This window comes from Streptosporangium nondiastaticum (assembly GCF_003011965.1).
Classification (GTDB): Bacteria; Actinomycetota; Actinomycetes; order Streptomycetales; family Streptomycetaceae; genus Streptomyces; species Streptomyces nondiastaticus.
Genome location: NZ_PXWG01000172.1, coordinates 1 through 12,769 on the forward strand (window position 1 = coordinate 1; position 12,769 = coordinate 12,769).

Consider the following 12,769-nt stretch of genomic DNA (forward strand, 5'->3'; position numbering starts at 1 on the left):
GGCCGGACCTGACCAGGCCGCGCAGGACGGGCGGTACGGGGCCGGTGGCCCGTGCCGGCCCGGCGGCGCGGCCGAGCACGACGAGGTGTGCCGCGTCGCACGCCCCGGCCGCGTCGAGCAGGGCGAGCCCCTGGTCGACGGTGAGGGGTGAGGCCCCGTACGAGGCGATGCGCCGCATGTCCGCCTCGGTCAGCGTGGCGGTCATGCCGCTGCCCTGTGCCCACGCGCCCCACGAGAGGGACTGGGCGGGCAGCCCCTGCGCCGTGCGGTGCCGGGCGAGCGCGTCGAGGAAGACGTTGCCGGCGGCGTAGTTGCCCTGGCCGGGGGTGCCGGTCACGCCCGAGATGGAAGAGAACAGCACGAAAGCGGCCGGGTCGAGGTCCTTGGTGGCCTCGTGCAGGTGCCAGGCCCCGTCCGCCTTGGGCCGCAGCACGTCCGACAGCCGCTCCGTGGTCAGGGACGTCACCACGCCGTCGTCGAGGACGCCGGCCGTGTGGATGACGGCCGTCAGCGGGTGCCCGGCCGGGACCGAGGCCACGAGCGCGGCCACCGCCTCCCGGTCGGCCACGTCGCAGGCGACGACGGCCGCTTCGGCGCCGAGACCGGCCAGTTCGTCGCGGAGTTCCGCCGCCCCCGGGGCGTCCGGGCCGCTCCGGCTCACCAGGATCAGGTGCTTCGCGCCGCGCTCGGCCACCAGGTGCCGGGCGATCTCGCGGCCGAGGCCGCCGGTGCCGCCGGTGATCAGTACGGTGCCGTCCGGGTTCCACGCGCGCGGCATGGTCAGCACGATCTTGCCGGTGTGCCGGGCCCGGCTCATGTGCCGGAACGCGTCCGGGGCCCGCCGGACGTCCCACGTCGCGACCGGCAGCGGGCGCAGCGCGCCGGCGGCGAACAGCTCCAGCAGCTCGGACAGCATCTCCTGGGTGCGGTCGGGGCCGGCTTCCGCGAGGTCGAAGGCGCGGTAGCGGACCCCGGCGGTCGCCCCGGGTTCGCGGATGTCGGTCTTGCCCATCTCCAGGAACCGGCCGCCGGGAGCGGTCAGCCGCAGCGAGGCGTCCACGAACTCCCCGGCCAGGGCGTTGAGCACCACGTCCACGCCGCGGCCGCCGGTGACGTCGAGGAACCGCTGCTCGAAGGCGGTGGTGCGGGACGACGCGATGTGGTCGTCGGGGACGCCCAGTTCGCGCAGGGTGTTCCACTTGCCCTCGCTCGCCGTGGCGAACACCTCGGCGCCCAGGTGCCGCGCCAGCTGGATCGCGGCCATGCCCACGCCGCCGGCGCCGGCGTGCACGAGGATCTTCTCGCCGGGCTTCAGGTCCGCGAGGTCCTTCAGCGCGTAGAGGGCGGTCAGGAAGACCAGCGGCACCGACGCCGCCCGGTCGAACGACCAGTCGTCGGGCATACGGGTCAGGAGGCGCTCGTCGGCCACGGCCACCGGGCCGAAACCGCCGAACAGCATGCCCATCACGCGGTCGCCCGGGCGCAGTCCGGTCACCCCGGGCCCGGCCTCGGTCACGACGCCGGCGCCCTCGGCGCCGAGCAGCCCGGCCTCGCCGGGGTACATGCCCAGGGCGTTCAGCACGTCGCGGAAGTTCATGCCGGCGGCCCGGACCGCGATCCGGACCTGCCCCGGCGCGAGGGGCTCCAGGACGTCCGGGCAGGGCGCGAGCAGCAGATCGTCAAGGCTGCCCTTGGTGGTGATGTCCAGCCGCCACGGTCCCTCGGCGGGCGGCAGCAGCCCCGCGCCGCCCCCCGGCCGGGCCAGCCTGGCCAGCCGGACGACACCGTCGCGCACCACGAACTGCTCGTCCCCGGTGGCCAGCAGGCCCGGCAGGACCGGCAGCAGGGCCGGGACGTCACCGTGCTCCGCGTCCACCAGCGCGAACCGGCCGGGGTTCTCCGACTGCGCCGACCGCACGAGGCCCCACACCGCGGCGGCGGCCAGGTCCCGTACGGTCTCGCCCTCGCCGGCGGAGACGGCGCCACGGGTGACGAACACCAGGCGCGGCCCGGCGGGCCGCTCCCCCGCCGTCCAGTCCTGGAGCAGGCTCAGGACCCGGGCCGTCAGCTCGTGCACGGAAGCGGGTACGTCGTCGCCCGTGCCGGACACGGGCACCAGGACCAGGTCCTCGTCGCCGGTGAGGTCGTCCAGTGAGGCGACCGATGCGCCCGCGCCGAGCGGGCCGGTGCCCAGGCTCACGCACCGGACCTCGGCGGAGGGCACCTCGGGGGCGGGCACCCAGTCCAGCGACAGCAGCCCGTCGTACCCCGCGCCGGGCGAGAGGGCGGCAGCCGCCGCCACTGACGTGCCGCGCAGGACCAGCGCCTCCGCCGAGAGCACGGGCGCGCCCTCGACGTCGACGGCCGCGACGGACACGGAGTCGTCGCCCGTCCTCGTGACGCGGGCCCGGACGACCGGGGCCCCGGCGGCGTGCAGGGACACGCCGCGCCAGGCGAACGGCATGAGGAGCTGGTCGTCGGTGCCGACACCGGCCATCCTGTGGGACTGGATCACGGCGTCCAGCAGCGCCGGGTGGATGCCGAAGGCCCCGGCCTCACCGGCGGTGTCGCCCGGGAGCGCGGCTTCGAGGTAGACCTCGTTCTCCCGCTGCCAGACTGCGCGCAGGCCCTGGAAGGCGGGGCCGTAGCCGGTCCCCTCGTAGAAGTCCTCCAGGTCGACGACCACGGCGTCGCGGGGCGGCCAGGTCTCCGCGCCGAACGCCTCGACGCGCTCTCCGCCGGTCAGCGTGCCGTGGGCGTGCTGGATCCATTCCCCGTCGGGCGCGTCGTCGGGCCGCGCGTGCACGGAGACCGGCCGGGTGCCCGCCTCGTCGGGCGCTCCGACCAGCACCTGCACCAGCGCGGCGCCGTCTTCGGGCAGGACGAGCGGGGTGAGCAGGACGAATTCGCCGACGCGATCGCAGCCGGCCTGGTCGCCGGCGCGCAGGGCCAGTTCCAGGAAGCCGGTGCCCGGGAAGAGGACGTTCCCGCCGATGGCGTGGTCGGCGAGCCAGGGGTGGGAGTGGCGGGAGAGCCGGCCGGTGAACACCACTTCGCCGGAGTCCGCGAGGGCGAGCATCGCGCCCAGCAGCGGGTGTTCCGCAGGCATGAGGCCCGCGCCGGTCACGTTCCCGGTGAGCTCGGCGGGCCTGGGCCAGTAGCGCTCGTGCTGGAAGGGGTAGGTGGGCAGGTCGGTGCGGCGGGCGCCGGTGCCGGCGAAGAGCTCCGCCCAGTCCACGTCCGCGCCCGCGACGTGGAGGCGTGCGAGGGCGGTCAGCAGGGACGTCTCCTCGGGGCGGTCCTTGCGCAGGGCGGGGACCGCGACCGGTGTGCCGTCCAGGACGTGCTGGGTCATGGCGGTGAGAACGCCGTCCGGGCCCAGCTCCAGGAAGACGGAGGCCCCTTCAGCAGCGAGAGCGCGGACGCCGTCGGCGAAACGCACGGTCTCACGGACGTGCCGGACCCAGTACTCCGCCGAGCACAGCACCTGCTCAGAGGCCAGCTCGCCGGTCACGTTCGAGACCACCGCAATAACCGGCCTGTTGAACGACACTCCCTCAGCAACCCGGCGGAACTCGTCCAGCATCGGCTCCATCAACGGCGAGTGGAACGCGTGACTCACCGACAACCGCTGCGTCTTATGTCCCTCAGCGGCGAACTCCCCCGCGATCCGCAGCACCTCGGTCTCCTCGCCGGAGAGGACAACGGCCTCAGGACCGTTGACCGCCGCGACGGACACACCGTCCACCAGCCGCGCGGCCACCTCACCCTCCGCCGCCTGGACCGCAACCATCGCACCACCCACGGGCAGCGCCTGCATCAGCCGGCCACGGGCCGCCACCAGACGGCACGCGTCCTCCAGCGAGAACACCCCCGCCACATGCGCCGCCGCAACCTCACCGATCGAATGCCCGGCCACGAAATCCGGACGGATCCCCCACGACTCCACCAACCGGAAGAGAGCCACCTCGACCGCGAACAGCGCCGGCTGTGCGAACCCCGTCCCGTCCAGGCGCTCCGCGTCGGAGAACATCACCTCCCGCAACTCGGCGTCGAAGTGCGCCAGCACCGCGTCCAGCGCCTCCGCGAACACCGGGAACCGTCCGTACAGCTCCCGGCCCATCCCCACGCGCTGGGAGCCTTGGCCCGAGAAGAGCACCGCGATCTTCCCGGCCATGTCCTCGGCGACCCCGCGGGCGATCTCGGCGGTCCCGTCCTCCCCCGTCAGCAGAACCGCGCGGTGTTCGAGATGCGCGCGGGAGGTGGCCAGCGAGAAGCCCGTGTCGAGCGGCGAGGCGCCGGTCAGCGCGGAGATCCGCTCCAACTGTGCCGCCAGCGCGCTCTCGGACTTCGCGGAGACCGGCCAGGGCACGACCGCCGGCGCGAGCTTCGGCTCGTCCTCGGTGGCGGGCTGCTCGGCGTCCGGGGCCTGCTCGATGATGACGTGGGCGTTCGTGCCGCTGATCCCGAACGACGAGACGCCCGCGCGCCACGGCCGGTCCGCGGCCGGCCACGACCCGGCCTCCGCCAGCAGCTCGACCGCGCCGGACGACCAGTCCACGTGCGACGACGGCGCGTCGACGTGCAGCGTCTTCGGGAGCACGCCGTGCCGCATCGCCAGGACCATTTTGATGATCCCGGCCACGCCCGCCGCGGCCTGCGTGTGCCCGATGTTGGACTTGACCGATCCCAGCCGCAGCGGGCGCCCGGGGTCGCGGTCCTGGCCGTACGTGGCCAGCAGCGCCTGTGCCTCGATCGGGTCGCCGAGCGTCGTGCCCGTGCCGTGCGCCTCGACCGCGTCGACCTCGGACGCCGACAGGCCGGCGTTCGCCAGGGCCTGGCGGATCACCCGCTGCTGCGACGGGCCGTTGGGTGCCGTCAGGCCGTTGGACGCGCCGTCCTGGTTCACCGCCGAGCCACGGACGACGGCGAGGATCTCGTGCCCGTGGCGGCGCGCGTCGGAGAGCCGTTCCAGGACGAGGACGCCGACGCCCTCGGACCAGCTCGTGCCGTCGGCCGCGTCCGCGAACGCCTTGCACCGGCCGTCCGCCGCGAGCCCGCCCTGCCGGGCGAAACCGGCGAAGCTCATCGGGCTCGACAGCACCGTCACGCCGCCGGCCAGCGCCAGCCCGCACTCGCCGGAGCGCAGGGCGTGGGCCGCCAGGTGCAGCGAGACGAGGGAGGACGAGCAGGCGGTGTCGACGGTGACCGCCGGCCCCTCCAGGCCGAGGCTGTACGAGATCCGGCCGGAGAGGACGCTGCCCGCGAGTCCGGTGCCGGCGTGGCCTTCGACGTCCTCGCGGGAGTTCATCACGACGCCGACGTAGTCGACGCCGTTCGTGCCGACGAACACGCCGGTCTCACTGCCCCGCAGGGAGACGGGGTCGATGCCGGCCCGCTCCAGGGCTTCCCAGGAGGTCTCCAGCAGCAGCCGCTGCTGCGGGTCCATGGCCACGGCCTCGCGCGGCGAGATGCCGAAGAAGCCGGCGTCGAACGCGGCGGCGTCGACGAAGCCGCCCTCGGCCGCCGTCCGCGTGCCGTCACCGTCGCCGGTTAAGAAGCCGAGGTCCCAGCCGCGGTCCGCGGGGAACGCCGAGATGCCGTCCCGTCCCTCGTGCAGCAGCTCCCAGAATTCTTCCGGGGAGCGCACTCCGCCCGGAAACCGGCAGGACATGCCGACGACGGCGATGGGCTCCTGCTTGCCGGACTCGGCCTCCAGCAGCCGTTGGCGGGTCTGGTGCAGATCGGCCGTGACCCACTTGAGGTAGTCAACGAGCTTGCTGTCTTCGGGCATGACGCGAAACCTTCCCTGTGAAGTGTGGAGGCCGGCTCAGTGGGCGCTGTGGCGGCCGAGCTCGTTGTCGATGAAGGCGAAGATCTCGTCCGTGCCGGCGGCTTCGATCCGTTCGGCGACCTGTGCGCCGGTGGCCTCCGCCTCGGCTCCTCGCCACTTCTCCAGCATCTGGAGCAGCCGGCCGGAAACGGCCGACCTGGTGCGCGCGTCCAGCTCGCCGGCGGCGAGCGCGGAGTCGAGCCGTGCGAGGTCCGCGAGGAGTGCGGAGCCCGCGTCGGCCACGGCCTCGTCCACGAGCCGGGGGACGAGGTGGCCGGCGAGGGCGGTGGGGCTGGGGTAGTCGAACACGAGGGTGGCGGGCAGGCGCATGCCCGTCGCGGCGGTGAGCCGGTTGCGGAGCTCGACGGCGGTCAGCGAGTCGAAGCCCAGGTCGCGGAACTCTCGTCGCGCGTCCACGGCGTCGGGCGACGCGTGGCCCAGCACGGCCGCCGCCTCGGCCCGGACGAGATCGGTCACGAGGCGCGTGCGCTCCTCCGGCCGCGCCTCCCGCAGCCGGTGCCCGAGCGTGGCGACGGCGTCGGCGCCGCCTGCCGGGCTCGCCGCCGTGCGCCGGGCTCCCTTGAAGAGGCCGCGCAGCAGCGGCGGCACCTCGCCGGGGATCCGGGTGCCCGGGGCGACGGGGCCGACCGGGACGAGGCAGGTCTCGCCCGACGCGGTGGCCGCGTCGAACAGGGCCAGGCCCTGCGCGGCCGACAGGGGCGGGACCCCGGACGCGGCGATGCGCCGCATGTCCGCCTCGGACAGGGTTCCCGTCATGCCGCTGCCCTGTGCCCACGCGCCCCAGGCCAGGGACTGGGCGGGCAGGCCGCGGGCCGCGCGGTGGCGGGCCAGCGCGTCGAGGAAGGCGTTGCCGGCGGCGTAGTTGCCCTGGCCGGCGCTGCCCAGGACGCCCGAGATCGAGGAGTACGTGACGAACGCGGCGAGGTCCGTTCCCCGGGTGAGTTCGTGCAGGTGCCAGGCCGCGTCCGCCTTCGGCCGCAGCACGTCCGACAGGCGGTCCGCGGACAGGGCCGTGACCACGCCGTCGTCCAGGACGCCCGCCGTGTGGACGATCGCGGTCAGCGGGCGGTCCAGGGCGTCCAGAAGCCGGCTGACTGCACCCCGGTCGGCCATGTCGCAGGCCACGACGGTCACGTCGGCGCCGAGGGCGGTCAGCTCGTCGCGCAGCAGCGGTGCTCCGGGGGCGGCCTCGCCCCGCCGGCTCACCAGCGTCAGGTGCTTCGCACCGCGCTCGGTCACGAGGTGCCGGGCCAGCATGCCGCCCAGGCCTCCGGTGCCGCCGGTGATCAGCACCGTGCCGTCCGGATCCCATGCGGGCGGCGCGGGTGCCGCCGCATCCGGTGCCGTCTCACGCGCCAGCCGGCCCACGTGCACGGCGCCTTCGCGTACGGCGAACCGGTCGTCGCCGCCGGCCGGCAGGCCCGGCAGGACCGCAAGCACCGCCGGGACGTCTTCCGCCTCGGCGTCCACCAGGACGAACCGGCCCGGGTGCTCCGACTGCGCCGACCCGACCAGGCCCCACACCGCGGCACCGGCGAGGTCGTCGCCGGACACTGCACCACTGGTCACGAACACCAGCCGTGCCGCGGCGAACCGTTCCTCCGCCAGCCACCCCTGGATCAGCTCCAGGGCTCGTGCGGTGAGTTCGTGCACGGAGGCGGGCACGTCGTCGCCCGTGCCTGGGCCCGGGAGCGGGACCACGACCAGGTCCGAGACGTCCGCCAGCGACGTCAGGCCCGCCGCGCCGAGCGTCACGCTCCGCACCTCACGGGATGCCCTTACGTCCGGAGCCTCCACCCATTCCAGCCGCAGCAGCGAACCCTCCCGCGCCGTCCGCCGTACGGTCTTCCGGGCACCCAGCACGAGTGCGTCGGCCGAGAGGACCGGCGCGCCCTCGGTGTCCGCCACGGCGACGGAGAACACGTTGTCTCCGGTCCTGACGATCCGTATCCGCACCGCCGAAGCACCACTGGCGTGGAGCGACACCCCGGTCCACGACGACGGCGCCATGCCGTCGTCGCTCCCGGTCGCCCGGGTCACCGCCTCCAGCAGCGCCGGGTGCAGCCCGAACGACCCGGCATCGTCCGCCCCGTCCGGGAGCGCGGCTTCGACGAAGGTCTCGTCGCCCCGGCGCCAGAGCGCCCGTACGGTCCGGAACGCCGGGCCGTGCTCGTCGTCTCCTGCGTAGTCCTCCGGGTCCACGGCCACGGCGCCACTGGGCGGCCACGTCGAGGCGTCGAAGTCCACCGCCGGGGCCGCGGAATCCAGCAGCACACCGCTCGCGTGCTCCGTCCACGCCCCGTCCGCGGAGTCCGCGGCCCGCGCGTGGATGCGCACCGGGCGGGCGCCCTCCGCGCCGGGGGCGCCGACCCGCACCTGCAAGAGCACGTCATCGTCCGCGGGCAGCACGAGGGGCTCGGCGAAGGCGAGTTCACCGACGCGGTCGCAGCCGGCGTGGTCACCTGCCCGGACGGCCAGTTCGAGGAATCCGGCGGCGGGGAAGACGGGCACGCCGTCGGTCACGTGGTCCAGCAGCCAGGGGTGCGTCCGCGCCGACAGCCTGCTCGTGAACAGCATCCCGCCGGAGCCGGCCAGCGGCACCGCCGCACCCAGCAGCGGATGCCCGGCGGGCATCAGGCCCGCCGCGGACACGTCGTTCGCCGGGGCGGTGGGCTTCGGCCAGTAGCGCTCGCGCTGGAAGGGATAGGTGGGCAGGTGGACGCGGCGGGCGCCGGTGCCGGCGAAGAACCGGGACCAGTCCATGGCGACACCGGCCACGTGGAGGCGCGCGAGGGCGGTCAGCAGGGCCGTCTCCTCGGGACGGTCCTTGCGGAGGGCGGCGACCGCGACCGGGATGTCCTCCAGGTTGCCCTGCGCCATGGCCGTCAGCACGCCGCCCGGGCCCAGTTCCAGGAAGGCCGGGGCGCCTTCGGCGGCCAGGGCCCGGATGCCGTCGGCGAAGCGGACGGTCTCGCGGACGTGCCGCACCCAGTAGCCGGCCGAGCACACGAGCTCCTCGGCCGCGATCCCGCCCGTCACGTTCGACACGAGGGGGATCCGCGGAAGCCGGAACGCGATGCCCTCGGCGACCCGGCGGAACTCCTCCAGCACCGGCTCCATCAGCGGCGAGTGGAAGGCGTGGCTCACCGGCAGCCGCTGCGTCCTGTGCCCCGCGGCGGCGAACTCGCCGGCGATGCGCAGCACCTCGGTCTCGTCCCCGGCGATGACGACGGCCTCGGGGCCGTTGACCGCCGCGATCGACACGCGGTCCGTCAACCGCGCCGCGACCTCGCGCTCCGTCGCGCGGATCGCGGCCATCGCACCGCCCGCGGGCAGCGCGTCCATCAACCGCGCACGGGCCGCGACCAGAGCGCACGCGTCGTCCAGCGAGAACACCCCCGCCACGTGCGCCGCGGCGATCTCACCGATCGAATGGCCCGCGACGAAGTCCGGGAGGACGCCCCAGGACTCCACCAGCCGGAACAGCGCCACCTCCAGCGCGAACAACGCCGGCTGCGTCCACCGCGTCTCCTCCAGCCGCTCCGCGTCGGTGAACATCACTTCCCGCAGCTCGCCGTCGAAGTGGGCCAGCACCGCGTCCAGCGCCTCCGCGAACACCGGGAAGCACGCGTACAGCTCCCGGCCCGCCCCCGCGCGCTGCGAGCCCTGCCCGGAGAACAGCACCGCCAGGGGGCGGCTCGTGTCCGCGCGTCCCCGGGCCGCCTCGGACAGTCCGCCGTCGGGGTCCGCCAGCAGCACCGCCCGGTGCTCGAACGCCGAACGGCCCGTGGCCAGCGAGAACCCCACGTCCAGCGGTGACGGCGAACCCGTCAGCGACGAGAGGCGCTCCACCTGCGCCGCCAGCGCCCGCTCGGACCTGCCGGACAGGGGCCACGGCACGACGGCGGGCTGGATCCCCGATTCCTCCGTGGCCTGTTCATGCCGCTCCGGCTGATCCGCCTGTTCCACGATCACGTGGGCGTTCGTGCCGCTGATCCCGAACGACGAGACGCCCGCGCGCCACGGCCGGTCCACCCGCGGCCACGCCCCAGCCTCCGTCAGCAGCTCCACCGCACCCGACGACCAGTCCACGTGCGACGACGGCGCGTCCACGTGCAGCGTCCTCGGCAGCACGCCGTGCCGCATCGCCAGAACGACCTTGATGATCCCCGCCACGCCCGCCGCGGCCTGCGTGTGCCCGATGTTCGACTTCACCGACCCCAGCCGCAGCGGCTGCTTGGGATCCCGGCCCTGCCCGTACGTCGCCAGCAGCGCCTGCGCCTCGATCGGATCGCCGAGTGCCGTCCCCGTGCCGTGCGCCTCGACCGCATCCACTTCGGAGACCGACAGCCCGGCGCTCGCTAATGCCTGCCGGATCACCCGCTGCTGTGCCGGGCCGCTGGGGGCGGTGAAGCCGTTGGAGGCACCGTCCTGGTTGACGGCCGAGCCGCGGACGACGGCGAGGACGGGGTGCCCGTTGCGGCGGGCGTCGCTCAGCCGCTCGACGAGGAGGACGCCCACGCCCTCGGACCACCCGGTGCCGTCGGCCGCGTCCGCGAACGCCTTGCAGCGGCCGTCGGCCGCCAGCCCGCCCTGCCGGCTGAACTCCATCAGGGACCCGGGGGACGACATGACGTTGACCCCGCCGACCAGGGCCAGCGAGCACTCGCCGGCCCGGAGGGCCCGGACCGCCGTGTGCAGGGCCACGAGCGAGGAGGAGCAGGCCGTGTCGACGGTCACCGCCGGGCCTTCCAGTCCCAGCGTGTACGAGAGCCGGCCGGACGTCGCACTGGCGGCGATTCCGGTGCCGATGTCGCCGGTGGCGTCGGCCAGGGAGCGGACGAGCAGGTACGCGTAGTCCTGGCCGTTCGTGCCGACGTACACGCCGGTGCGGCTGCCGCGCAGGGACACCGGGTCGATGCCAGCCCGCTCGATCGCCTCCCACGAAGTCTCCAGCAGCAGCCGCTGCTGCGGGTCCATGGTGACGGCCTCGCGCGGCGAGATCCCGAAGAAGCCCGCGTCGAAGTCGCCGACGCCGTCGACGAAGCCGCCCGACCGGCTGACGGCGTTGCCGCGCCCGTCGACGCCGGCGTCGCGCAGGGCGCCGAGGTCCCAGCCGCGGTCCGCGGGAAACGCGCCGATCGCGTCCTCGCCCGCGGCCAGGAGCTCCCACAGGTCTTCGGGCGAGCTCACGCCGCCGGGGTAGCGGCAGCTCATCGCGACGATCGCGATCGGCTCCCTGGCCGCGGCGACGAGCTGGTGGTTCTGCCGGCGCAGGTGCTCGGCCTCCTTCAGCGAGGCGCGAAGGGCCGCGACGACTTTTTCACTGGGTGTGGTCATGGTCCGCTCTTTCAGCCCTCGTGGTGGGAATTGCCGTCGAGTGCCGCCCGCACCAGGTCCTCGACGTCCATGGCGTCGATCGACTCGTCGTAGGCGTGCGCCTCCGTCTCCGTCGTGCCGGCCTCGCCGCCGGACGCGGCGCCCTCCGCGGCCACGAGCTTCAGCAGGGGTTCGAGGACGCCGATCTCGCGGAGCCGCGCCATGGGGACGGTGGCGAGCAGGGCCCTGACGCGGGCCTGGTCGAGGTCGTCCGCGTCCGGCTCCCCCGCTCCGTCGTCCGGGAGGAGCAGGCCGAGGATGCGGCCTGCCAGGTCCGCGGGGTTCGGGTGGTCGAAGACGAGCGTGGCGGCGAGGTCCAGCCCCGTCGCGGCGTTGAGCTGGTTGCGCAGCTCGACCGCGCTGAGGGAGTCGAAGCCGAGGTCCCGGAACGCCCGGTCGGCGCCGACGGCGTCGGCCGTGGGGTGTCCGAGCACGGAGGCGGCCCGGGTGCGCACCAGGTCCAGGACAGCCGCGGAGCGCTGCGCGGGCGCCAGGCCCGTGAGCCGCTCGCGCAGGACGGTGTCCGGAGCTTCGTCGTCCGTGTGTCCGGTGGGCCGGGACGCGCCGGCACCGGGGAGCTCCGCGAGGAGCGGGCTGGGCCGTACGGCGGTGAAGTGCCGTACGAACAGCTCGTGTTCGACGTCCACGACGACCTCGGTGGGACGCCCGTCCATGACGGCCCGGCGCAGCGCCGTGACGGCGAGGTCCGGGTCCAGGGGGCGGATGCCGGTGCGGCGGGCCGCGGCGGCCGCCCGGTCGTCGCCGGCCATTCCGCCGCCGCCCCAGGCGCCCCAGGCGATCGAGGTCGCGGCGAGGCCGTCGGCGCGGCGCTGCTCGGCGAGGGCGTCCAGGAAGGCGTTGGCAGCGGCGTAGTTGGCCTGTCCGGGGTTGCCGACCGCGGCGGACGACGAGGAGAACAGGGCGAACACAGCCGGGTCCAGGTCGCGGGTGAGGTCGTGCAGGGCCAGGGCCGAGGCGGCCTTGGCGCGGAACACGGCGTCGAAGCGGTCCGGGGTGAGGCCGTCGAGCACGCCGTCGTCGAGGACGCCCGCGGTGTGGACGACGCCGGTCAGGGGCGCCTCGGCGGGGATGCCGGCGAGGACGGCGGCGAGCGCGTCGCGGTCGGCGGCGTCGCAGGCGGCGAGCGTGACCCGGGCGCCCAGCGCGGTGAGTTCGGCCCGCAGTCCGCCGGCTCCGGGCGCGTCCGCGCCCCGGCGGCTGACGAGCAGCAGGTGCCGCGCCCCGGCGCGGGCCAGTTCGCGTGCCACCCGGGAGCCCAGGGCCCCGGTGCCGCCGGTGATCAGGACGGTGCCGGTGGGGTTCCACTGCTGCGCGGTGCGCCCGGCCGGTACGGGCACGAGCCTGCGGCCGCGGGCGGCGGAGGGCCGTACCGCGATCTGGTCCTCGTCGCCGGGGGCCGCGAGGACCGCGGCGAAGCGGTCGGCGGTCCGTGCGTCGAGGGTCTCGGGCAGGTCGATCAGGCCGCCCCAGCGCTGCGGGTGCTCCAGGGCGGCGACGCGCCCCAGGCCCCACACG

The 12,769-nt window shown here is 75.0% G+C and carries 3 protein-coding genes; all 3 read right to left on the bottom strand.

Annotated elements, in window-relative coordinates; translation table 11 throughout:
- A partial coding sequence (locus tag B7P34_RS39000; RefSeq protein ID WP_106681744.1) for a type I polyketide synthase occupies window positions 1–5,794 on the bottom strand: 5,794 nt, incomplete at its 3' end.
- A 36-nt stretch (window positions 5,795–5,830) separates the two neighbouring features.
- Window positions 5,831–11,194 (bottom strand): type I polyketide synthase, encoded by a 5,364-nt coding sequence (locus B7P34_RS39005; RefSeq protein ID WP_106681745.1) that lies wholly within the window; start codon window positions 11,192–11,194, stop codon window positions 5,831–5,833.
- A gap of 11 nt (window positions 11,195–11,205) precedes the next feature.
- Window positions 11,206–12,769, bottom strand: a 1,564-nt coding sequence (locus tag B7P34_RS32390; RefSeq protein ID WP_146166994.1) for a beta-ketoacyl reductase, incomplete at its 5' end; no start/stop codon positions are given.